Here is a 22,574-nt window from a genome sequence, read left to right as displayed (position 1 = left end):
TCCTACCAGACCCGCGAAGGCGGGAAGTGTTTTGGCCAGTGGGTGCCGCCCGGAACTGGAGCGATCCACCCTAGTTTCCTCAGGCGGCGGGGGACCCCTCCCGCTCGGCGCCTGAGCGCTGCGGAAACACATTGGCACATCTCGTCACCCACTGGCCTCACATAGTGTTGTGGCCCGGGAGAAATCGCACATCCGGAAAAGTGCCTAGGCGTCGGCCCATTGGGTGCGTTCGGCGAACCAGGCGGCCACTTGGGTGCGGGAGGCGAGGCCGCCCTTGGCGAGGATGTTCCGGACGTGCGCGTCCACAGTACGCTTGGCGATCAACAGCCGCACGGCGATCTGCGGATTGGACAGCCCTTCGGCGATCAGCTCGGCGACCTCCAGCTCACGCGGCGTCAGCGTGGAGGTCACCGGCCTGCCGATCCGCACCGGCGCGGGGGCGGGGGCCTGCGGCGCGGCGGCCGGCGCTGTCGCCGCCGCGGCCTGCGGGAGGCGGCTCCACCGCCCGGCGCCGAACCGGTGGCCGAGCAGCGCGCGGCCGGGACGGCCGAAGTTCGGGTCGAGCCAGAAACGGCGGTAGGTCTCCAGCATCCGGTAACGCCCGGGTCTGCCCGGATCGCCCGATCTGAGCAGGATCGATCGGTCCACCAGTTCGTCCAGGCTCTGCCGGGTCACCAGTACGCCCTCGCGGGTCACCGCCCGGCGCGCGGCCTCCACACCGAACTCCCCCTCGATCACCGCCAGCGCCTCCCACAGCAGGCGCTGGTCCGGGCGGCACAGCTCGTGGCTCCAGGCGATGGCGGCGCGCAGGTCGCGGTGGCGGGGCGCGGCGGTGTGCGCGCCCCAGCCGGGCATGGTGGTCATGTCGTCGAGCCGTTCCAGCAGCTCGGGGATGGACAGCGAGCGCGTGCGCGCCGCGGCCAGCTCGATCGCCAGCGGCAGGCCGTCCAGGCACCTGCACACCTGGGCCACGTCGCTGAGCGAGCAGGAGTCGAGCGAGAAGTCCGGATCGACGGCCACGGCCCGCTCGGCGAACAGCGCCACCGAGGGACAGCCGGGATCGGGGTCGGCCGGGTCGGTGAGCGGCAGCGGGTCCAGCCGCAGCACCCGCTCGCCGGGCAGGCCGAGCGGGCCGCGGCCGGTGGCCAGCACACGGACCCGCGGCGATCCCTGGAGCACGGCCTCCACCAGCGGGCCGATCTCGGCGGCGAGGTGCTCGCAGGTGTCGAGCACGAGCAGCGCCCTGCGGTCGCCCAGGGCCGCGGCGAGCCCGTCACCGTCCTCGGCGTGCTCACCGAGCCGCCCGAGGGCCGCGGCGACGGCGGCGGCCGGGCCCGGCCCTCCGATCGGGCGCAGGTGCGCGGGCGCCACCTGGGACAGCTCGACGTGCCACAGGCCATCGGGGAAGCGCCTGCGCACGCTGTCGGCGACGCGCAGCGCCAGCCGGCTCTTGCCCACCCCCGCCGGGCCGGTCACGGTGAGCAGCCGCCCGCCCATCAGCATCCGCCCGCCCGCGGCGAGCTCGCCGGAGCGGCCGACGAAACTGGTCATCTCCGCGGGGAGGTTGCCGGGTCTTCGCTCGGCCATGGTCAGCCTCCTTCCCGATGCCCGATCGCCCAAGCGGCGCTCAGGCCGCGCGACGAGAAGACGAAGCCGATCATCTCCGCCGGGAGCTCGCCGGGTCTTCGCTCGGCCATGGTCAGCCTCCTTCCCGATGCCCGATCGCCCAAGCGGCGATCTGGCTGCGCGAGGAGAAGTCGAGCTTGGCCAGGATGTGCTCGACGTGGGTGTCGATCGTCCGGCGGCCGACGACCAGCCGTTGCGCGATCTCCTTGTTGGTCAGGCCGTCGGCCACCAGGTCGGCGACCTCCAGCTCGCGCGGCGACAGCGGGGTCACGCGCTCCTTGGGGGCGGCCTGCGGCGCGCCGGGGGGCTCGCCGAGGGCGTGGGCGATGGCCTCGTCCATCGACATCGCGCCGCCCTCGGCCGCCGCCTCCTCGTACTCGGCGGGCGCGAGCGCCCGGCGCAGTGTCTCCTCGGAGCGGGCGTGCTCGGCCAGGAAGTGCGGCGAGCCGTACAGGGGCCTGCGGACCTGCCGCCAGGTGCCGTGCGAGGCGTGCAGCAGGCGGGCCGCCCAGGCGGGGTCCTCCTGGCCGGTGGCCAGCCACGCCACCAGTTCCAGGCACAGGGACGCGCCGCTGGCGTCGTGCAGCCGCCGCTGGGTGCGCAGCGCCTCCTTGGCCAGCGCGAGCGCGCCGGGCAGCTCGCCCCGCGCCCGCAGCACCAGGCTGAGCCCGAGGTCGGCCCACGAGCGCGCCCACGACTGGCCGGAGTCCTCGCACTCGCGCTTGCACTCCAGCAGCACCTCGGCCGCGTCGTCGGGACGCCCCAGCCACAGCCGGGTGATGCCCAGCTCCACCATCGCGGCCAGCACGGTGATGTCGGGGGACCCTCCGGCGCGCAGCCGGCCGATCGCCTCGGTCAGGTGGGCGTCGGCGGCGGCGAGGTCGCCCTCGGCGTAGGCCAGGGTGCCGCGCATCTTCTCCAGGTGGATGTGGCTGAGCGGATCGTCGGAACGTGACACCAGGTCGGCGCACTCGTCGAGGGTCTGCCTGGAGGTGCGCAGGTCGCCCTGGGCGACCATCACGTACGCGAGCAGCAGCAGGAGGCGTACCCGGGTCACCTCGTCCAGGCGGGCCACCCGGACGAACCACTCCATGTAGTGCCGGCCCTCGCGGCCCATCCCGCAGGCGATCCACAGGAAGGTCAGGGTGATGACCAGCCGCACCCCGTCGTCGGTCTCGGCCGGGTCGGTCGCACAGAACTCCAGCGCGGCCCGCAGGTTGGGCCACTCCTCACGGACGCGCTTCCACTCCTCGGCCTGCTCGTCGCGCGGCGGCACCTCCGAGGCCGCCTCCGCGAGCCCGGCGTAGTGGTCGCGGTGGCGGGCCAGCAGCACCCGGCGGCGGTCGTGGTCGGGCATCTGCGCCGCGCCGTACTCGCGCAGGCTGTCGGGCATCCGGTACGTCGTGCGGTCCGGCCCCTTGGCGCAGACCAGGATCGACTTGGCCACCAGGCCGTCCAGCGCCGGATAGACCTCGTGCGCGGGCAGGCCCTCCTGGGCGCACACGGCCTCGGCCGCGGCGAGGTCGAAACGGGCGGGGAACACCGAAAGCCCCGACCACAGCAGCCGCTCGGCGGGGGTGCACAGGCCGTGGCTCCACGCGATGGCGGCCTGCATGGTGCGGTGGCGCGGATCATCCGCGCAGGTGTCCTCCTCCTCGGCCCAGAACCGCTCGTCGAGCAGGGTCAGGATGCGCTCGACCGGCATCGACCGCACCCGGCCCGCCGCCAGCTCCAGCGCCAGCGGGATGCCGTCCAGGCGGCGGCACAGCTCGCCGACCACAGGGGCGTTCTGTTCGGTCAGCTCGAACCCGGGATCGACCGCGCCAACCCGATCGAGGAAGAGGGCCACGGACTCGCAGCGCGCCAGGTCCTGTACGGACCCGGCCGTCTCCGGGGCCGGGACCTCCATGGGCCGGATCACCAGGCAGTGCTCGCCGGGCGCGCCCAGCGGCTGCCTGCTGGTGGCCAGCACCCGCAGGCCCCTGGCGGCGGTCAGCAGCCCGCCGACCAGGCGCGAGCAGGACTCGACCAGGTGCTCGCAGGTGTCCAGGACCAGCAGGAGCTGCTTGTCGGCGAGGTATTCGGCGAGCATGTCGAGATCGGGCACCGACTGGTCGGGGATCTCCAGGGCGCGCGCGACGACCTGGGCCAGCCGGTCGGGGTCGGACAGGCTGGACAGCTCCACGAACAGCACGCCGTCGGCGAAGGCCCTGCGCATGCTCTCCGCCGCGCGCAACGCGACTCTGGTCTTGCCCACCCCGGCGATCCCGGTCAGGGTGACCAGACGGGATCTCTCCAGAGTGCGCCGGATGTCGGCGGTCTCCCTCCGCCTGCCGACGAAGGCCGTCGGGTCGGCGGGCAGGGCGGGCCGCCCACTCGGCATCATGCGCAGGTCACCAACTCCCCGAAGATCTGCGTTGTCCAATCCTGGAACGCCGGCCGCCGGATGTCCAGGCGTGCGCGCACTTCCGCCCCGCCCCTCGCGGCGGCGAGGGCGGCGGGGCGGTGTAGAGCGGGTCCTTCGTGACCGCGGGCGGTCAGGCGCCCACGGCGGCGCGCAGGGCCTCGGCGCGGTCGGTGCGCTCCCAGGAGAAGTCGGGCTCCTCGCGGCCGAAGTGGCCGTAGGCGGCGGTCTGGGAGTAGATCGGGCGCAGCAGGTCGAGGTCGCGGATGATCGCGGCCGGGCGCAGGTCGAAGACCTCCAGCACGGCCTTCTGGATGCTCTCGACCGGAGCGGTCTCGGTGCCGAAGGTCTCGATGAACACGCCGACCGGCTGGGCCTTGCCGATCGCGTAGGCGACCTGCACCTCGGCGCGCTCGGCCAGCCCGGCGGCCACGACGTTCTTGGCCACCCAGCGCATCGCGTAGGCCGCGGAGCGGTCGACCTTGGACGGGTCCTTGCCGGAGAAGGCGCCGCCGCCGTGACGGGCCATGCCGCCGTAGGTGTCGACGATGATCTTGCGTCCGGTCAGGCCGGCGTCGCCCATCGGGCCGCCGATCTCGAAGCGGCCGGTCGGGTTGACCAGCAGGCGGTAGCCGTCGCTCGGGATCTCCAGCCCGGCGAGCACGGGGTCGACCACGTGCTCCTTGATGTCGGGGGCCAGCATCTCCTTGAGGTCGATCTCCGCCGCGTGCTGGGTGGAGACCACGACGGTGTCCAGGCGGACCGGGACGACGCCGTCGTACTCGACGGTGACCTGGGTCTTGCCGTCGGGACGCAGGTAGGGGACGGTGCCGGACTTGCGGACCTCCGACAGGCGGGCGGCCAGCCGGTGCGCCAGCATGATCGGCAGCGGCATCAGCTCGGGCGTCTCGCGGCAGGCGAAGCCGAACATCAGGCCCTGGTCGCCCGCGCCCTGGCGGTCGAGGTCATCGACGCCGATGCCCTCGCGGTTCTCGTAGGCGTCATCGACGCCCTGGGCGATGTCGGGCGACTGCGCGCCGATGGACACCGACACGCCGCAGGAGGCGCCGTCGAAGCCCTTGTGCGAGGCGTCGTAGCCGATCTCCAGGATCTTCTCGCGGATCAGGGCCGGGATGTCGACGTAGGTCTCCGTCGTCACCTCGCCGGCGACATGGACCTGGCCGGTGGTGATCAGCGTCTCGACGGCGACGCGGCTGGTCGCGTCGTCCTTGAGCATCGCGTCGAGAATCGCGTCACTGATCTGGTCGGCGATCTTGTCCGGATGGCCCTCGGTGACCGACTCGGAGGTGAAGAGGCGACGGGACAACTGAGTGGCTCCTCATGCAGCGGCTGCTGACGGGTGGGGTGCGGCGTGCGGGGGCACGCCACGATGCTTCGCCGCAGTCTAGCTTGACCTAAGGTCGCACGGCGAAACCCGGATCAAACCCAGCGCGGCCGTATGAGGTCACGCCCTGCGGGCCTGTGTCCGGTTACGTCGATAGTACGGCCTCGGCCGAATCCGCGGAGTGGCCCGGCGATCCGTCCCGCTATGCGGCCCCTGCGGCACGATGGGCCCGCCCTCAAAGGTCGGGCAGGGGGTCGGCGGGCAGGGTCTCCGGGGCGAACACCTCGGCGTCGGCCGCGCACACCACGGGGACGTACTCCTCGTCGATCTCCAGCGACAGCCCGCCCAGGCTGATCACCGGGCCGAGCGAGTGGTCCACCGGCCCGAGGCGGGTGTGACGGGGATGGGCCGCGTACACCGCGACCGGCTGATCCTTGCTGAACATCCGGGTGGAGATCACCAGGATGGACGTGTCGGTGACGATGACCAGGAAGTGCGCCTCTCCCGGGGAGCCGACGGACAGCGCGGGGAAGATGTAGCGAATCGCCTCCCCCGGCCGTAGCAGCGCCCGGCAGCGCGCGCGGACCGTGCTGCTCACCGGCATTTCCAGCCTCCTCGCGACCTGCAGCGAACCGGCACGTGGGCGGCCCGAGACCCGGCGTCACCGCTGGGAGGCCCTGCGGTGAGTATCCGCCTGCGCCCAGCATGCCGCAATGGCCGCGCTCGCTCATATCACAGCACAGAGCCGACAATCCATCCACAGCGCTACAAAGAAGGAACGTCCCCGTGTCCGTACAGAGCCAGGGTGGTCAGGACAGGCGGGTGGAGACGAGATCCCACACGGTGTCGGCCAGGCCCTCCTTGGGGCCCAGCGGGATCTCCAGCGGCGGCGCGTCCGTGGACAGGATCGTGGCCGCGTTGTCGGGGGTGCCGAACGCCTTGCCCGCGCCGACCTGGTTGACGACCAGGAGGTCGCAGCCCTTGCGGGCCAGTTTGGCCGCGCCGTTGGCCAGCACGTCATCGGTCTCGGCGGCGAAGCCGACCAGCACCGTGGCGCCGGGCAGCCGCCCGGTGCGGCGGCGCTCCCCCAGCTCGGCCAGGATGTCCGGGTTCTGGACCAGGCGGATGGGCTCGGGCTCGCCCGAGGTCTTCTTGATCTTGGAGTCGCTGGTCGCGGCGGGACGGAAGTCGGCCACCGCCGCCGCCATCACCACCGCGTCGGCCGTCTCGGCCGCGGCGAGCACGGCCTCGCGAAGCTCCAGGGCCGACTCCACGCGGACGACCTTGGCCCCCGGCGGGTCGGGCAGCGCCACGTTGGCCGCCAGCAGGGTGACCTCCGCGCCCCTGGCCAGCGCCGTACGGGCCAGGGCCAGGCCCTGCAGCCCCGAGGAGCGGTTGCCGATGAAGCGGACCGGGTCGATCGCCTCGCGGGTGCCGCCCGCGGAGACGACAACGTGCCGGCCGGCCAGGTCGCGGTCGCGCCCGGCGAGGACGCGCACGCACAGGTCGAAGATCTCGCGCGGCTCGGGCAGCCGCCCGCGCCCGCTGTCGGCGCCGGTCAGCCTGCCCACGGCGGGCTCGACCACCACGGACCCGCGCTCGCGCAGCGTCGCGACGTTGGCGCGGGTGGCAGGGTGCTCCCACATCTCGGTGTGCATGGCGGGCGCGAAGACGACCGGGCACCGGGCGGTGAGCAGGGTGTTGGTCAGCAGGTCGGAGGCGAGGCCGTGCGCGGCCTTGGCCAGTACGTCGGCGGTGGCGGGCGCGACGACCACCAGGTCGGCCTCCTGGCCGATGCGGACGTGCGGCACCTCATGGACCGAGTCCCACACCTCGGCGGAGACGGGATTGCCCGACAGCGCGGCCCACGTCGGCTCGCCGACGAATCGCAGGGCCTCGCGGGTCGGCACGACCCGGACCTGATGCCCCGACTCGGTGAACAGGCGGAGCAGCTCGCACGCCTTGTAGGCGGCGATGCCGCCGCTCACTCCGAGGACGACGCGGAACACCCCGGCGATGTCAGCCCTCGATCGGGTCGGCGGTGAGCAGACCCTCGCTGACCTCGCGCAGCGCGATGGACAGCGGCTTTTCCTGGGCGTGCGTCTCGACCAGCGGGCCGACGTACTCCAGCAGGCCCTCGCCGAGCTGGGAGTAGTAGGCGTTGATCTGGCGCGCCCGCTTGGCGCCCATGATCACAAGGCTGTACTTGCTGTCGACCACGTCGAGAAGCTGGTCGATGGGCGGGTTGGTGATGCCTTCGGCAACCGGGGCAGTGCCTGCCACGTTGGTGGACCTCTCGTCTGGGTAGCTGCTACGCGCTCATCAAGGCTATCAGGCGGCGGCACACGTCAGGGACGGACGTGTTGACCAGCGTCACGTCGAACTCCTTCTCGGCCGCCAGCTCCACCCGGCCGGCCTCCAGCCGGAGCGCGATGACGTCTTCGGGCTCGGTGCCACGGCCGCGGAGGCGGTTCTCCAGCTCCTCCCAGCTCGGGGGGGCCAGGAACACCAGCAGGGCCTCCGGCATGCTCTCCCGGACCTGCCTGGCCCCCTGGAGGTCGATCTCCAGCAGGGTGGGCACTCCGGCGTTCAAACGTTCGAGCACGGGGCCGCGGGGCGTGCCGTACCGGTTGCCGGCGAACTCGGCCCACTCCAGCAGCTCCCCCTCGGCGACGAGGCGGTCGAACTCCGTGTCGCCGGCGAAGAAGTACTCCACGCCATGGGTCTCGCCCGGCCTCGGTCGCCGCGTTGTCACCGAGACCGACAGCCACACCTGGGGGTGCGCCCTCCGGAGCTCGGCGACGACGGTGGACTTGCCGACGCCGGACGGCCCGGAAAGGACCGTCAGGCGCCTCCCCGGGCCCCGGGGAAGATCCTCGGGACGGCCGGGGCCTGCCAAGGAGGGCATGGAGTCACCGTCACGCGTGCCAGGACCGCCTGAGGCGGCGGCCTGGTCGTCCCGGGTCTCCCGGGCCCACGACGTACCGGTCACTCCATACCCCCCGATGAATCTCTCCGGCGCTTCCGAGATCAGTTCTCGGAAGCGCCGAACTCGCGCTCCAGGGAAGCGCGCTGGTTGGCTCCGAGCCCGCGCACGCGGCGGGACTCGGCGATACCGAGCCGCTCCATGAGCTGCTTGGCGCGGACCTTGCCCACGCCAGGGAGCGACTCCAACAGCGCCGACACCTTCATCTTGCCGATGACGTCGTCGGTCTGACCATCCTTCAGCACCTCAGCCAGAGAAACCGCGCCGTGCTTGAGCCGGTTCTTGACCTCGGCACGCTCCTTGCGAGCCTTGGCAGCCTTCTCCAGGGCTGCGGCGCGCTGCTCGGGGGTCAGGGGAGGAAGAGCCACGCCGGGTCACCTCGAATTTCTGTCGATGTACTCGGACGGGAAGGGAAACTAGCTGGTCATTGACCTTCAAGCAACGTCAAGGGGCGTTTCGGTGCCGACAAAATCTTCTTCATCACTCTCCGCGATGGAGAAATAACCCTTTGTTCATCAAAAGGCCCTCACCACCGTGGTTTCAGGGGGTCGGGATCATACGGCGCAGCGCAGCCGCTATCGTTGCCGCAGCGGCACCGGGATCGGCCGCGCCGGTGATGGGCCGTCCGATCACGAGGAGGTCCGCGCCGTCCGCGAGAGCCTGCTCCGGCGTCGCCACGCGCGCCTGATCCTGGCTCGCGGCACCGTCCGGCCGCACCCCGGGAGTGATCAACATCACGTCCGGGCCGACCTCGGCGCGCACCGCGGCGACCTCGCGGGGCGAGCAGACCAGTGCCCGCGCGCCCGCGCCGACGGCGAGCACGGCCAGCCGCCGCACGGCGTCGATCGCCGGGCCGGCCAGGCCGATCCGGTCAAGGTCGGCCTCGGACAGCGAGGTGAGCAGGGTCACCGCGGCGATCCGGGTGTTGGGGGCGGACTCCACCGCGGCCCGGATCATCGCCGGGCCGCCCGCCGCGTGGACGGTCAGGATCGTGGGACGCAACCTGGCGACGGCCTTGGCGGCCCCTGCGACGGTGTTGGGGATGTCGTGGAGCTTGAGGTCCAGGAAGATGTTCACGCCGCTGGCGCCGCGTACGGAGGCAATCACGTCGGGGCCGTAGCGGAGGTAGAGTTCGAGACCCACCTTGATGGTGCTCACGTGCGGGGTCACCAGGGCCGCCCAGCGGGCCGCGGTTTCGAGGTCGGGCGCGTCCAAGGCGACGGCGATGGGTGCGGGCGTCAAAGAGAACTCTCCTCCAGATCCGATCCGCCGGGGGCGGCGCCGAAGCCGGGCGCGCCCGGGTCGGGCAGGACGTCGGCGCGGTGCCGCGTGCCGCCTCCCGGCGGGTGGTGATGAGCCAGGCCGACGGCGTCGGCCAGGCGTTGGAAGCCGCGGGCGGACAGCAGCTCCTCAAGCTCGCGCAGGATGCGCAGGCACGCGTAGGGGTCGTGGAACAGCGCGGTGCCGACGCCGACCACGCAGGCGCCCGCCAGGATCAGCTCGAAGGCGTCCCTGCCGGTCAGCACGCCGCCAACGCCGATGATCGGCACTCCGGGCAGGGCGGCGTAGACCTGCCACACGCAGCGCACCGCCAGGGGCCGCACGGCGGGCCCCGACAGCCCCCCGGTCACCGCGGCGAGCGCCGGGCGCAGCGTCTCGGTGTCGATGCTCATGCCCACCGGCGTGTTGATCATGGACAGCGCGTCGGCGCCGCCGTCCACGCACGCCCGGGCGACGGCGACGATGTCGGCCACGTCCGGGGACAGCTTGGCGATCACGGGCACGTCGTAGCGCATCAGGGCGCGGACCGAGGAGACCACCTCGGCCGCCGCCGCGCCGTCCCTGGCGAAGACCCTGCCTCGGTCCTCGATGTTGGGGCAGGCGAGGTTGACCTCCACCGCGGTGACGCCGGGCGCGTCGGTGAGCCGCCGGGCGAGCGCGCCGTACTCGTTGACGGTGCCCCCGCCGATGGAGACCACCGTGCGCACGCCCCTGTGGGCCAGCCAGGGGAGTTCGCGATCGAGGAAGGCGTCTATGCCCGGCCCCTGCAGTCCGACGGCGTTGAGGAGCCCAGAGGGCGTCTCGGCCATGCGCGGGGTGGGGCGTCCGGCCCGGGGCGCCATGGTGATCGAGCGGGTCACCAGCGCGCCGATCCGGTTGAGGTCGAAGAACTGGGACAGCTCGCGGCCGGAGGAGGCGCAGCCGGCCGCGGTGGTGATCGGGTTGGCCAGCTCCACATGTGCCAGATATGTCCGCATATCAACTGACATTTCGGGGTCCGCCACCTCCGCCCGCCGACGCGGGCGACGTCGAAGCCGACGGCGCGCCGGGAGCGCCCGCCGCGTCGAACGGGATCGTCCCGACGTCCTCGAACCGCACCCGCTCACCGCGGAACACCGGCCCGTCCACGCACGCGCGGACCATCCGGGTGATCCCGTCCTCTCCGATCACCGGCAGCACGCACGTCATGCACACGCCGAACCCGCAGGCCATCGCCTCCTCCACGGACACCTGCACGGGGATGTCGAACTCGATGGCGACCGCGGTGACCCCGCGCAGCGTCTCCATCGGGCCGCACGCGTAGACGACGTCCGCGCGTACGTCGGCGATGACGCCGGGCAGCACGTCGGTCACCTTGCCGCGCATGCCGAGAGAGCCGTCCTCGGTGGTGAGCGTCGTGGTCTCGCCCATCCTGCGGGCCCGCAGCGCGCCGAAGACCCGCTCGGCCGACTCCGCGCCGATCACGAAGTCGACCCGGCACCCCCGCCGTTGCAGCGCGTCGGCCAGCCCGAACAGCGTCGCCGAGCCGTAGTCGCCGCCGACCAGCACGCAGTTGACCGGGTCACGGGGCAGCGGGAACGGCCGGCCGAGCGGCCCCACCACGTCGAGCGTGTCCCGGGCGCGCCGCTCGGCCAGCCAGGACGTGCCGGGGCCGCGCACCGCGAAGACCAGCTCCACCGTGCCGCCGTAGTCGGGCTTGACGTCGTGGACGGAGAACGACCTGCGGGTCAGCATCGAAGAGCGCGGGCCGCCCACGGCCACGGCCACGAAATGGCCGGGCCGCAGGTGCTCCGCGATCCCCGGGGCCACCACCGTCAGGGCATGGTAGGCATCGACCCGGCGCGTGGTCAGCACCGTGCCGGTCACCTGTACCGGGGTCGCAGCCGTCTTCCATCACCTCCGCGACGGGGCCGGTCAGCCCCGCAGCGCTCGCGCGTACTCCTGCAGGGACCGTACGCCCACATCGCCCCGGACGATGGCCTGGACGCCCTGAACCGCCGCGGCGAGTCCCTGGACCGTCGTGATGCACGGGATGCCGCGGAGCACCGCGGCGGTCCGGATCTCGTATCCGTCCAGGCGCGGCCCGGACTGCCCGGGGCTGCCGAAGGGCGTGTTCACGATGAGATCCACCTGACCGTCCAGAACGAGGCCCACGATGGTCGGCTCGCCGTCCGGGCCCGTTCCCTCGCTGTGCTTTCGCACGATCTTGGCATGGACGCCGTTGCGGCGCAGCACCTCGGCGGTGCCCTCGGTGGCCAGGATCTCGAAGCCGAGATCGGCCAGCGCCTTGACCGGGAAGATCATCGCCCGCTTGTCGCGGTTGGCCACCGACACGAAGGCGCGGCCCTTGGTGGGCAGCGAGCCGTACGCCGCGGTCTGGGACTTGGCGTAGGCGGTGCCGAAGACCGCGTCGATGCCCATCACCTCGCCGGTGGAGCGCATCTCCGGCCCGAGCACGGTGTCCACGCCGTCGTTGACCGCGTGGATGAACCGGTTGAACGGGAGCACGGCCTCCTTGACCGCGACCGGGGAGTCCAGCGGCAGGGTGCCGCCGTCGCCGGTGGCCGGCAGGATGCCCTCGGCGCGCAGCTCGGCGATGGTCGCGCCCATCATGACCCGCGCCGCCGCCTTGGCCAGCGGCACGGCCGTGGCCTTGGACACGAACGGCACCGTACGGCTGGCCCGCGGGTTGGCCTCCAGCACGTACAGGACTCCCGCCGACATCGCGTACTGGACGTTGAGCAGCCCGCGCACCCCCACGCCCCGCGCGATGGCCTCGGTCGCCGCGCGGATGCGCTTGATGTCGGCCGAGCCCAGCGTTATCGGCGGCAGCGCGCAGGCCGAGTCGCCGGAGTGGATGCCGGCCTCCTCGATGTGCTCCATGACGCCGCCGAGGTAGAGGTCGTCGCCGTCGAACAGCGCGTCCACGTCGATCTCGATGGACTCGTCGAGGAACCTGTCGACCAGGACGGGGTGCTCCCCCACGGCCTTGGACATGTAGGAGGTCAGGGTCTCGTCGTCGTAGACGATCGCCATCCCCGCGCCGCCGAGCACGTAGGAGGGCCGCACCAGCACCGGGTAGCCGATCTCGGCCGCGACGTCGCGGGCCTGGCCGGTGGTCAGCGCGGTGCCGTGCTTGGGCGCGGGCAGCCCGGCCTCGGCCAGGACCCTGCCGAACGCCCCGCGCTCCTCGGCCAGGTGGATGGACTCGGGGCTGGTGCCGACCACCGGCACGCCCGCGTCCTTCAGCGCCTGCGCCAGGCCCAGCGGGGTCTGGCCGCCGAGCTGCACGATGACGCCGGCCACCGGGCCGCTCTGCTGCTCGGCGTGCACGACCTCCAGGACGTCTTCCAGCGTCAGCGGCTCGAAGTAGAGCCGGTCGGAGGTGTCGTAGTCGGTGGAGACCGTCTCGGGGTTGCAGTTGACCATCACGGTCTCGAACCCGGCCCGCGACAGCTCGAAGGAGGCGTGCACGCAGGCGTAGTCGAACTCGATGCCCTGGCCGATCCGGTTGGGGCCGCTGCCCAGGATGATGACCTTGGGGCGCTCCCCGTAGGGGACCTCGTTCTCCTCGTCGTAGGTGGAGTAGAGGTAGGGCGTGCGGGCGGCGAACTCCGCGGCGCAGGTGTCGACGGTGTTGTACACCGGCCGCAGGCCGAGGGCGTGGCGCAGGTCGCGTACCCGGGCCTCGTCCATGCCGCGGATCTCGGCGATCTGGGCGTCGCTGAACCCGAGCCGCTTGGCCGCGAGGATGTCGGCCGCGGTCAGGTCGGCGGCCCCGGCCAGCGCGCGGGCCCCCTCGTCGATCGCCTGGAGCTGGTCCAGGAACCACGGGTCGATCGAGGTGGCCTCGTGGAGCTGCGCGAGGGTGGCCCCGGCCCTGATCGCGCGCATGACGGTGCCCAGCCTGCCGTCGTGCGGCCTGCCCGCGGCCGCGAGGAGCGCCGGGAGGGCCCCGGGCGAGCCCGCCCAGGTGAACGGGGCGCCCTTCTTCTCCAGCGAGCGCAGGGCCTTCTGGAGCGCTTCGGGGAAGGACCTGCCGATCGCCATCGCCTCGCCGACCGACTTCATGTGCGTGGTCAGGGTCTCGTCGGCGCCGTCGAACTTCTCGAAGGCGAACCGCGGCACCTTGACCACCACGTAGTCGAGCGTGGGCTCGAAGGAGGCCGGGGTCTCCTTGGTGATGTCGTTGGGGATCTCGTCGAGCGTGTAGCCGATGGCCAGCTTGGCGGCGATCTTGGCGATCGGGAAGCCGGTGGCCTTGGAGGCGAGCGCGCTGGACCGGGACACCCGGGGGTTCATCTCGATCACGATCATGCGGCCGGTGCCGGGGTGGACCGCGAACTGGATGTTGCAGCCGCCGGTGTCCACGCCGACCTCGCGGATGACCGCGATGGCGACGTCGCGCATGTTCTGGTATTCGCGGTCGGTGAGGGTCATGGCGGGCGCGACCGTGACGCTGTCGCCGGTGTGCACGCCCATCGGGTCGATGTTCTCGATGGAGCACACGATGACGACGTTGTCGTTCTGGTCGCGCATGACCTCCAGCTCGTACTCCTTCCAGCCGAGGATGGACTCCTCAAGGAGCACCTCGGTGGTCGGCGAGGCGTCGAGCCCGGCCCCGGCGATGCGGCGCAGTTCGCGCTCGTCGTGGGCGAACCCCGAGCCCGCGCCGCCCATGGTGAAGCTCGGCCGCACGACGACGGGATAGCCCAGCTGCTCGGCGGCGGCCAGGCACTCGTCCATCGTGTGGCAGATCGCGCTGCGCGCCGACTCGGCGTTGAGGCCGTGCTCGGCGGCGACCTTGGCGACGATCTCCTTGAACTTCTCGCGGTTCTCCCCCGCCTGGATCGCCTCGACGTCGGCGCCGATCAGCTCCACGCCGTGGCGCTCCAGCACACCGGCCTCGTGCAGCGCGATCGCGGTGTTCAGCGCGGTCTGGCCGCCGAGCGTCGGCAGCAGCGCGTCGGGCCGCTCCTTGGCGATGATCTTCTCGACGATGTCGGGGACGATCGGCTCGACGTAGGTCGCGTCGGCGAACTCCGGGTCGGTCATGATCGTGGCCGGGTTGCTGTTGACCAGGATCACCCGGAAGCCCTCGGCGCGCAGCACCCGGCACGCCTGAGTGCCCGAATAGTCGAACTCGCACGCCTGACCGATCACGATCGGCCCGGAGCCGATGACCATGATCGACTGTATGTCCGTGCGCTTAGGCACCCTGCCTCGCCCCCATCAGGTCGCAGAACTCGTCGAACAGGCCCGCCGCGTCGTGCGGCCCCGCCGCCGCCTCCGGGTGGTACTGGACGCTGAAGGCCGGGCGGCCGACCAGCCGCAGGCCCTCGACGCAGTCGTCGTTGAGGTTGACGTGGCTGACCTCCGCCCTGCCGTACGGCGTGTCGAACGGCCCGTCCAGCGGGGCGCGCACGGCGAAGCCGTGGTTGTGCGCGGAGATGTCGACCTTGCCGGTGCGCCGGTCCTGGACCGGCTGGTTGACCCCGCGGTGGCCGTAGCGCAGCTTGTAGGTGCCGAGGCCGAGCGCGCGCCCGAAGAGCTGGTTGCCGAAGCAGATGCCGAAGAACGGCCGGCCCGCGTCGAGCACCCCGCGCAGCGCCTCCACCTGGGCGTCGGCGGCGGCCGGGTCGCCGGGGCCGTTGGAGAAGAACACCCCGTCGGGGTCGAGGGCGAGGATGTCCTCGGCCGTGGACCACGCGGGCAGCACGTGCACCTCACAGCCCCGCTGGGCCATCCGGTGCGGGGTCATCGCCTTGATGCCGAGATCGACCGCGGCGACCTTGAAGCGCCGCTCCCCGGCCGCCGGCACGATGTACGGCTCGCGGGTGGAGACCTCGGCGGCGAGGTCGGCCCCCACCATGCCGGGCGAGTGGCGCACCCGCTCGACCAGTTCCTCGACCGGCGCGTCGGCGCCCTTGCCGGAGAAGATCCCCGCGCGCATGGCGCCGCGCTCGCGCAGGTGGCGGGTGAGCGCCCGGGTGCCCGGCATGGCGATGCCGACCACGCCCTGGTCGGCCAGGTAGTCGTCCAGGCTGCGAGTGGCCCGCCAGTTGGAGTGGACGCGGGCGGGCTCCCTGACCACGTAACCGGCGACCCACACCCTGGAGGACTCCGGGTCCTCGTCGTTGACACCGGTGTTGCCGATGTGCGGGGAGGTCATCGCCACGATCTGGCGGTGGTAGGAGGGGTCGGTGAGGGTCTCCTGGTAGCCGGTCATGCCGGTGTTGAACACCATCTCGCCGAACGTCTCACCCCGCGCGCCGTACGGCGCGCCGCGGAAGACACGCCCGTCTTCGAGAACGAGGACGGCCATCAGACCAGCTTCCCTTCCATGACGGTCGGCCTGCCGCGCAGCAGCGTGGCCACCACTCGGCCGGGCAGTGACATGCCTGCGTAGGGGGTGTTTCGGCTCTTGGACGCGAACCCGTGTGGATCGACGGCCGTGCGGGGGGCGGGGTCGTAGAGGGTGATGTTGGCCGCCAGGCCCGCGACCAGGGGCTGCCCGTGGCCGGAGAGGCGGCCGATGCGGGCCGGGCGCGCCGACATCCGGTCGGCCACCCCCGCCCAGTCCAGCAGCCCGGTGTCCACCATCGCCTCCTGGACCACGGAGAGCGCCGTCTCCAGGCCGATCATGCCCATCGCGGCGGCGGCCCATTCGGCCTCCTTGTCCTCGACGGGGTGCGGCGCGTGGTCGGTGGCCACGCAGTCGATCGTGCCGTCGGCCAGCGCCTCGCGCAGGGCCAGCACGTCGTCCCGGGTGCGCAGCGGCGGGTTGACCTTGTAGATCGGGTTGTAGGAGCCGACCGGGGAGGTCTCCACCAGGTCGTCGGTGAGCAGCAGGTGGTGCGGGGTGACCTCGGCGGTGACGCTCCAGCCCTTGGACTTGGCCCAGCGCAGTATCTCGACCGAACCGGCGGTGGAGACGTGACAGACGTGCAGCCGGGAGCCGACGTGCGCGGCGAGCAGGCAGTCGCGGGAGATGATCGCCTCCTCGGCGACGGCGGGCCAGCCGGTCAGGCCGAGCCTGCCCGACACCGAGCCCTCGTTCATCTGGGCGTCCTCGGTGAGGCGCGGCTCCTGCGCGTGCTGGGCGATCACGCCGTCGAACGCCTTGACGTACTCCAGCGCGCGGCGCATCAGCACCGCGTCGGAGACGCACTTGCCGTCGTCGGAGAAGACGCGCACCCCGGCCGCGGAGTCGGCCATCGCGCCCAGCTCGGCCAGCCGCTCACCGGCCAGGCCGACCGTGACCGCGCCGACCGGCCGTACGTCGCAGTGCCCGGCCTCCTGGCCGAGCCGCCAGACCTGCTCGACCACCCCGGCGGTGTCGGCGACCGGCGAGGTGTTGGCCATCGCGTGGACGGCGGTGAACCCGCCGAGCGCGGCCGAGCGGGTGCCGGACTCGACGGTCTCGGCGTCCTCGCGGCCGGGCTCGCGCAGGTGGGTGTGCAGATCGACCAGGCCGGGCAGGGCGATCAGCCCGCCGGCGTCGATCACGGTGCTCCCCGCGGCGGTCAGACCCGTGCCCATCTCGGCGATCACGCCGTCACGGACGAGGATGTCCGTGGGGTCGCCGCCGAGCACGCGGGCGTTCTTGATCAGGATCACTGGGTCTCTCCCCCGAGCAGCAGGTACAGAACGGCCATGCGGATGGTCACGCCGTTGGCGACCTGTTCGACGATGGTGGAGCGGGGCGAGTCGGCGACCTCGGCGGCGATCTCCATGCCGCGGTTCATCGGCCCCGGGTGCATCACGATCGCCTCCTCCGACATCCTGGCCAGGCGGTCGCGGTCGAGCCCGTAGCGGCGGCTGTACTCCCGGGCGCTGGGGAAGTAGGCGTCGTTCATCCGCTCCTTCTGCACGCGCAGCATCATCACCGCGTCGGCCTTGGGCAGCACGGCGTCGAGGTCGTAGGAGACCTCGCACGGCCAGGACCGGACCGTCACCGGCAGCAGGGTGGGCGGCGCGACCAGCGTCACCTCCGCGCCGAGCGTGTGCAGCAGCAGCACGTTGGAGCGGGCGACGCGGCTGTGCAGCACGTCGCCGACGATCGCGATCCTGCGGCCGTCCAGGGCGCCCAGCCTGCTGCGCATGGTGTACGCGTCCAGCAGCGCCTGGGTGGGGTGCTCGTGGGTGCCGTCCCCGGCGTTGACCACGCTGCCGTCCACCCAGGTCGCCAGGCGGTGCGGGGCGCCCGAGGCACCGTGCCTGATGACGACCGCGTCGGCGCCCATCGCCTGGAGGGTCAGCGCGGTGTCCTTCAGGCTCTCGCCCTTGGAGACGCTGGACCCCTTGGCGGAGAAGTTGATCACGTCGGCGGACAGCCGCTTGGCCGCCGCCTCGAAGGAGATCCGCGTGCGGGTGGAGTCCTCGAAGAACAGGTTGACGACCGTACGGCCGCGCAGGGTCGGCAGCTTCTTGATGGAGCGTTCCGAGACCCTGGCCAGCTCGTCGGCGGTGTCCAGGATGAGCAGCGCGTCGTCCCTGCTGAGGTCGGCGGCCGAGATCAGATGCCGTTTCACCGCTCGCTCCCTTCGGCCGCGCCGGGCCCCTGTCCGGGCCCGGGTTTGAACAGCAGCACCGCGTCGCGCCCGTCGATCTCGGTGAGGTGGACCTTGACCTGCTCGCTCTTGGCGGTCGGGAGGTTCTTCCCGACGTAGTCGGCGCGGATCGGCAGCTCCCGGTGCCCGCGGTCGACGAGCGTCGCGAGCTGCACCGCGCGGGGGCGGCCGACGTCGCCCAGGGCGTCGAGGGCGGCCCGGACGGTCCGGCCGGAGAACAGGACGTCGTCCACCAGGACCACGATCTTGTCGTCGATGCCGTCGGGCGGCAGCTCGGTGCGGCCCAGCGGCCGGGCGGGACGCAGGCGCAGGTCGTCGCGGTACATCGTGATGTCGAGGTAGCCCACGGGGACCTTCAGTCCCTCGAACTGGGCGATGCGGTCGCCGAGCCGGCGCGCCAGCGTGGCCCCCCGGGTGGGGATGCCGAGCAGGACGACGCCCTCAGCGCCCTTGGTGCGCTCGATGATCTCGTGCGCGATACGGGTCAGCGCCCGGTTGATGTCCGGTCCGTCGAGGACCGCCCTTGGGGCGTCGGACATGCGAAAGTCACCGCCTTTCCCGCCTCACGGGACGGGTCTTAAAGGATTCGTGGTCCCATCACCCTAGCAGCCCCAAGGAATCACCCCACATCGCCCTCACGCACCCCTACCAGCCACGATGCACGAAACCACGCTGAACGCGGCGTTTGACGCTCGTCTCGGGCGGGGAGGGTGTGTAAGTCGTCAAGGGGGGTCAGATGAGCTTTCACGTCGATTCCGAGGTGGGCCGGCTGCGCCGGGTGCTCGTGCACAAGCCCGAGCTGGCGCTCAAGCGGCTGACCCCGAGCAACATGCACAGCATGCTGTTCGACGACGTCCTTTGGGTGCAGCGCGCGCTGGAGGAGCACGAGCAGTGGCAGCGGGTGCTGCGCGAGCGCGGCATCGAGGTCCATCTGCTGGCCGACCTGCTGCGCGAGACGGTCGAGATCCCCGAGGCGCGCAAGCACATCCTGGACAAGATCGTCGATGAGCGCTGGTTCGGCCCGCTGGCCACCGACGCCATCCGCAACACCCTCGACTCGCTCGACTCGGCGGCGCTGCAGACGTACCTGACCGGCGGCATCACCAAGCGCGAGATCATGGAGCACGACTGCGCCCCCAAGAGCCTGGCCTTCCACTGCCTGGCCCCGGACGACTTCATCCTCCAGCCGCTGCCCAACCACATGTTCACCCGCGACAACTCCTCGTGGATCTACGACGGCGTCTCGATCAACGCGATGCGCAAGAAGGCGCGGATGAACGAGACCGTCAACATGGAGGCCGTCTACCGCTGGCACCCCATGTTCGCGGCCGAGCAGGCCGATGGCGGGTTCCGGGTGTGGTACCCGGGCACGGCGATGGCCCCGGCCACCATCGAGGGCGGCGACGTGCTGGTGCTCGGCAGGGGCGCGGTGCTGATCGGGGTGAGCGAGCGCACCCAGCCGCAGGCGGTCGAACTCGTGGCCCGCAACCTGTTCAAGGCCGGTTCGGCCACCACGATCGTGGCGCTGAGCATGCCGAAGGCGCGGGCGTTCATGCACCTGGACACGGTCATGACGATGGTCGACGACGGGCGCTTCACGAAGTACGCGGGGCTGGGCATGCTCCCCTCCTACACGATCGAGCCGGGCGACAACGAGAAGGAGCTGAAGGTCACCGACCACCGGCCGGAGGACATGCACCGCGCGATCGGCAGCGCGATCGGCCTGGACGAGATCGAGGTCCTGACGGCGCAGCAGGACGTCCACGCCGCCGAGCGCGAGCAGTGGGACGACGGGTGCAACGTGCTTGCCATCGAGCCCGGCGTGGTGATCGCCTACGACCGCAACACGACCACCAACAACTTCCTGCGCGAGCGGGGCGTGGAGGTGGTGACCGTGCCCGGCGGCGAACTGGGCCGCGGGCGCGGCGGCCCCCGGTGCCTGAGCTGCCCTCTGGAACGCGACGGCGTCTGACCCCCTTGAGCGGCCCGGGGATCGGCGGACGCGGCGTGAACGGCTGGCGGCGGGTGCTGCGCACCAAGCCCGCGGAGGAGATCGTCGCGGAGGGCGGGCGGGGCGAGGGCGGCGAGCTGCGCCGCACGATGACGCTCACCCAGCTCACCCTCTTCAGCGTGGGGGCCACGCTCGGCACCGGCATCTTCGTGATCCTCGGCGAGGCCACCCCGCTGGCCGGTCCGGCCGTCGTGCTGTCCTTCGTCCTGGCCGCGGTGACCGCGCTGTTCTCGGCGCTGTCCTACGCGGAGCTGGCCGGGACGATCCCGGTCTCCGGGTCTTCCTACTCCTACGCGTACGCGACGCTGGGCGAGCTGGTGGCGTGGGTGGCCGGGTGGTGCCTGATCCTGGAGTACGCGGTGTCGGTCTCGGCGGTCGCGGTGGGCTGGGGCCAGTACCTCAACGAGTTCCTGCGGCAGGTCGCCGGCGTGGCCATCCCCGAGGTGCTGGCCGGGCCGCCGGGCTCGGGCGGGGTGGTCAACGTCCCGGCCGTCACGGTGGTCGCGCTGGCCACCCTGCTGCTGCTGCGCGGGGCGTCGGAGAGCGCGACCGCCAACATGATCATGGTGTTCGTCAAGGTCGGGGTCCTGCTGTTCTTCTGCGTGGTGGCCTTCAGCGCGTTCGACTCGGGCAACCTCACCCCCTTCGCCCCGATGGGCGCGGCAGGGATCAGCGCCGCCGGGGCCAAGGTCTTCTTCTCCTACATCGGCTTCGACGCCGCCTCCACGGCCGGTGAGGAGTCCAGGAACCCGCGGCGCGACCTGCCGCTGGCCATCCTGCTGTCCCTGGGCATCGTCACCGTCGTGTACGTGCTGGTGGCGCTGTCGGCGGTGGGCGCGATCCCGTGGCAGCGGCTGGCGGGCTCGGAGGCGTCGCTGGCCATGGTCCTCACCGAGACCACGGGCGCGGGCTGGCCCGCGGCGGTGCTCTCGGCCGGGGCGGTCATCGCGATCTTCAGCGTCGTGCTCACCGTCATGTACGGCCAGACCCGCATCCTGTTCGCGATGTCCCGCGACGGGCTGATCCCGCGGATCTTCCAGCGGGTCAGCCCGCGCCGCCAGGTACCGGCCGCCAACACCCTCATCGTGGCCGCCTTCATCGCGCTGCTGGCCGGGCTGGTGCCGCTCGGCCGGCTGGCCGACGCCACCAGCATCGGCACGCTCTTCGCCTTCGCCGTGGTCAACGCCGGGGTGATCGTGCTGCGCCGCACCAAGCCGGGGCTGCGCCGGTCCTTCCGCACGCCGCTGTACCCGCTGACCCCGATCCTCGGGGTGGTGTTCTGCCTGTTCCTGATGAGCCGGCTGGACGCGGCGACCTAGATCACGTTCCTGGCCTGGACGGTGTTCGGGCTGCTGGTCTACTTCGGGTACGGCTATCGCCATTCCCGCCTCGCCGGAGGTCCGCGATGAGGTACGCCCACGTCCTCGCCGGCTACACGCCGGACCGGGGCGGCAGGGACGCGCTCGCCCTGGGCGCCCTGCTGGCCGGTCACGACCCCCACGCCCTCACCGTCGCCGTCATCAGGCCGCCGGGCTGGACCACGCCGGGCAGCGCCAAGGTCGATGCCGAGTGGACCCGGTACCTGCGCGAGCGGGCCGAGGAGGCGCTGGAGGAGGCCGCGGGCTTGGTACCCGGGGACGGGCCGGGCGAGCCCGAGCGGGTCATCGGCGTGGACCGTGGCAGCGGCCACGGACTGGCCGCGATGGCCCGGCGGGGCGGCGCGGAGGTCATCGTCATCGGGTCGCCGCAGCGCGCGGCGCGCGGGCGGATCGCCGTCGGCAGCACCGCCGACCAGTTGCTGCACTCCTCCCCCGTGCCGGTCGCGCTGGCCCCCGCCGGGTACGGCGAACGTCCGCCGCCCGCCATCGACCGGGTGACCGTCGCCTACCGGCGCGGCCCCGGCTGCGACGCCGCGGTCCGCCTGGCCGCGGCCGGGGCGGCCCGCCTGGGGGTGCCGCTGCGGCTGCTCACGCTGGTGGTGCCACGCCCGGCGGTGCGCGGCGCGCGGCGGGCGGCCCTTGAGGAGGACATGCTGCGGCGTTCGCGCGAGCAGTACACCGAGGATCTGGCGCTGGTCGTCCGTGACGGGGAGCTGCCCGGCTCGCCGGAGATCTCGGCCGAGATGGCCGAGGCGAGGAACGTCGGAGCCGCGCTGGCCTCGGTCGGCTGGCTGCCCGGCGAGCTGCTGATCTGCGCCTCCAGCGACTCCGGGCCGCTGCGCCGGGTGTTTCTGGGGGACACCTCATTGAAGATCGTTCGGTCTGCCACACGTCCTGTTATGATCTTGCCCAGGACCCCCAAGGCCGAGCCGAGCGGCAGAAGCAGGAATGTCAAACCCTGACGAACCC

The 22,574-nt window shown here is 72.1% G+C and carries 18 protein-coding genes and 1 pseudogene; 3 read left to right on the top strand and 16 right to left on the bottom strand.

The genetic code is table 11. The annotated features are described in order from the left end of the window. Positions 1–204: 204 nt before the first annotated feature. The 16 genes from DP939_RS46915 to pyrR all read right to left on the bottom strand — a co-directional run bounded on the left by DP939_RS46915 (position 205) and on the right by pyrR (position 18,754). Positions 205–1,587 carry a LuxR C-terminal-related transcriptional regulator gene (locus DP939_RS46915; RefSeq protein WP_199565083.1) on the bottom strand — a complete coding sequence of 461 codons (1,383 nt, stop codon included), beginning with the start codon at positions 1,585–1,587 and terminating at the stop codon, positions 205–207. Between the two features lie 112 nt (positions 1,588–1,699). Next, the gene (locus tag DP939_RS10930; protein WP_113980502.1) at positions 1,700–4,012 is read right to left on the bottom strand and encodes an ATP-binding protein; all 2,313 of its coding nucleotides are present in this window, start codon (positions 4,010–4,012) and stop codon (positions 1,700–1,702) included. A 151-nt stretch (positions 4,013–4,163) separates the two neighbouring features. After that, positions 4,164–5,357, bottom strand: a complete 1,194-nt coding sequence (gene metK / locus DP939_RS10925) for a methionine adenosyltransferase (RefSeq protein WP_113980501.1) — start codon at positions 5,355–5,357, stop codon at positions 4,164–4,166. Between the two features lie 253 nt (positions 5,358–5,610). Continuing rightward, positions 5,611–5,979, bottom strand: a complete 369-nt coding sequence (locus tag DP939_RS10920) for a hypothetical protein (protein ID WP_113980500.1) — start codon at positions 5,977–5,979, stop codon at positions 5,611–5,613. A gap of 205 nt (positions 5,980–6,184) precedes the next feature. Then, a complete protein-coding gene (coaBC, locus tag DP939_RS10915; RefSeq protein WP_113980499.1) occupies positions 6,185–7,384 on the bottom strand; it encodes a bifunctional phosphopantothenoylcysteine decarboxylase/phosphopantothenate--cysteine ligase CoaBC in 1,200 nt (399 codons plus the stop codon). Between the two features lie 10 nt (positions 7,385–7,394). Beyond that, positions 7,395–7,658: a DNA-directed RNA polymerase subunit omega gene (gene rpoZ / locus DP939_RS10910; protein WP_111165407.1), complete on the bottom strand. Its 264-nt coding sequence runs from the start codon at positions 7,656–7,658 to the stop codon at positions 7,395–7,397. 28 nt (positions 7,659–7,686) lie between these two features. After that, the gene (gene gmk / locus DP939_RS10905; protein ID WP_113980732.1) at positions 7,687–8,283 is read right to left on the bottom strand and encodes a guanylate kinase; all 597 of its coding nucleotides are present in this window, start codon (positions 8,281–8,283) and stop codon (positions 7,687–7,689) included. Positions 8,284–8,405: 122 nt separating this feature from the next. Beyond that, the gene (gene mihF, locus DP939_RS10900; protein WP_111165406.1) at positions 8,406–8,729 is read right to left on the bottom strand and encodes an integration host factor, actinobacterial type; all 324 of its coding nucleotides are present in this window, start codon (positions 8,727–8,729) and stop codon (positions 8,406–8,408) included. A gap of 172 nt (positions 8,730–8,901) precedes the next feature. Further along, the gene (gene pyrF, locus DP939_RS10895) at positions 8,902–9,603 is read right to left on the bottom strand and encodes an orotidine-5'-phosphate decarboxylase (RefSeq protein ID WP_113980498.1); all 702 of its coding nucleotides are present in this window, start codon (positions 9,601–9,603) and stop codon (positions 8,902–8,904) included. Then, the gene (locus DP939_RS10890) at positions 9,600–10,631 is read right to left on the bottom strand and encodes a dihydroorotate dehydrogenase (RefSeq protein WP_113980497.1); all 1,032 of its coding nucleotides are present in this window, start codon (positions 10,629–10,631) and stop codon (positions 9,600–9,602) included. Before DP939_RS10890 ends, pyrF begins: the two co-directional genes overlap by 4 nt. Next, positions 10,621–11,508: a dihydroorotate dehydrogenase electron transfer subunit gene (locus DP939_RS10885; protein ID WP_113980496.1), complete on the bottom strand. Its 888-nt coding sequence runs from the start codon at positions 11,506–11,508 to the stop codon at positions 10,621–10,623. The genes DP939_RS10890 and DP939_RS10885 overlap by 11 nt, the downstream gene beginning before the upstream one ends. Before the next feature lie 48 nt (positions 11,509–11,556). Further along, positions 11,557–14,859, bottom strand: a complete 3,303-nt coding sequence (gene carB, locus DP939_RS10880; protein WP_113980495.1) for a carbamoyl-phosphate synthase large subunit — start codon at positions 14,857–14,859, stop codon at positions 11,557–11,559. After that, a complete protein-coding gene (gene carA, locus DP939_RS10875) occupies positions 14,852–15,967 on the bottom strand; it encodes a glutamine-hydrolyzing carbamoyl-phosphate synthase small subunit (protein WP_113980494.1) in 1,116 nt (371 codons plus the stop codon). Before carA ends, carB begins: the two co-directional genes overlap by 8 nt. After that, positions 15,967–17,262: a dihydroorotase gene (locus DP939_RS10870; protein ID WP_113980493.1), complete on the bottom strand. Its 1,296-nt coding sequence runs from the start codon at positions 17,260–17,262 to the stop codon at positions 15,967–15,969. The genes carA and DP939_RS10870 overlap by 1 nt, the downstream gene beginning before the upstream one ends. Next, on the bottom strand, positions 17,259–18,176 hold the full coding sequence (locus tag DP939_RS10865; RefSeq protein WP_113980492.1) for an aspartate carbamoyltransferase catalytic subunit: 918 nt from the start codon (positions 18,174–18,176) through the stop codon (positions 17,259–17,261). The genes DP939_RS10870 and DP939_RS10865 overlap by 4 nt, the downstream gene beginning before the upstream one ends. After that, a complete protein-coding gene (gene pyrR / locus DP939_RS10860) occupies positions 18,173–18,754 on the bottom strand; it encodes a bifunctional pyr operon transcriptional regulator/uracil phosphoribosyltransferase PyrR (protein WP_113980491.1) in 582 nt (193 codons plus the stop codon). Before pyrR ends, DP939_RS10865 begins: the two co-directional genes overlap by 4 nt. A 197-nt stretch (positions 18,755–18,951) precedes the next feature. On the opposite strand from pyrR, the gene DP939_RS10855 reads away from it, so the two are divergent. From DP939_RS10855 to DP939_RS10845, 3 genes and pseudogenes are all read left to right on the top strand, one after another. After that, positions 18,952–20,187 carry an arginine deiminase gene (locus DP939_RS10855; protein ID WP_113980490.1) on the top strand — a complete coding sequence of 412 codons (1,236 nt, stop codon included), beginning with the start codon at positions 18,952–18,954 and terminating at the stop codon, positions 20,185–20,187. Beyond that, positions 20,184–21,635 (top strand): annotated as a pseudogene (locus DP939_RS10850) (amino acid permease). Before DP939_RS10855 ends, DP939_RS10850 begins: the two are co-directional and overlap by 4 nt. Continuing rightward, entirely contained in the window at positions 21,632–22,567 is a 936-nt protein-coding gene (locus tag DP939_RS10845) for a universal stress protein (protein ID WP_113980489.1), read from the top strand. The pseudogene DP939_RS10850 and the gene DP939_RS10845 overlap by 4 nt, the downstream one beginning before the upstream one ends. Positions 22,568–22,574 lie beyond the last annotated feature (7 nt).

Origin of the sequence: Spongiactinospora rosea (assembly GCF_003315795.1) — a bacterium.
GTDB classification, from domain to species: domain Bacteria; phylum Actinomycetota; class Actinomycetes; order Streptosporangiales; family Streptosporangiaceae; genus Spongiactinospora; species Spongiactinospora rosea.
The sequence above is the reverse complement of the archived record's forward strand: the minus strand, read 5'-3'. Positions and strand labels throughout refer to the sequence as shown.

Bases quoted from the DNA above. Each gene is read 5' to 3' on its own strand.
- DP939_RS10930 (WP_113980502.1), bottom strand. From the start codon at position 4,012: ATGATGCCGAGTGGGCGGCCCGCCCTGCCCGCCGACCCGACGGCCTTC.
- DP939_RS46915 (WP_199565083.1), bottom strand. From the start codon at position 1,587: ATGGCCGAGCGAAGACCCGGCAACCTCCCCGCGGAGATGACCAGTTTC.
- DP939_RS10855 (WP_113980490.1), top strand. From the start codon at position 18,952: ATGAGCTTTCACGTCGATTCCGAGGTGGGCCGGCTGCGCCGGGTGCTC.
- gmk (WP_113980732.1), bottom strand. From the start codon at position 8,283: ATGCCCTCCTTGGCAGGCCCCGGCCGTCCCGAGGATCTTCCCCGGGGC.
- pyrR (WP_113980491.1), bottom strand. From the start codon at position 18,754: ATGTCCGACGCCCCAAGGGCGGTCCTCGACGGACCGGACATCAACCGG.
- carA (WP_113980494.1), bottom strand. From the start codon at position 15,967: ATGGCCGTCCTCGTTCTCGAAGACGGGCGTGTCTTCCGCGGCGCGCCG.
- DP939_RS10920 (WP_113980500.1), bottom strand. From the start codon at position 5,979: ATGCCGGTGAGCAGCACGGTCCGCGCGCGCTGCCGGGCGCTGCTACGG.
- DP939_RS10890 (WP_113980497.1), bottom strand. From the start codon at position 10,631: ATGTCAGTTGATATGCGGACATATCTGGCACATGTGGAGCTGGCCAAC.
- DP939_RS10845 (WP_113980489.1), top strand. From the start codon at position 21,632: ATGAGGTACGCCCACGTCCTCGCCGGCTACACGCCGGACCGGGGCGGC.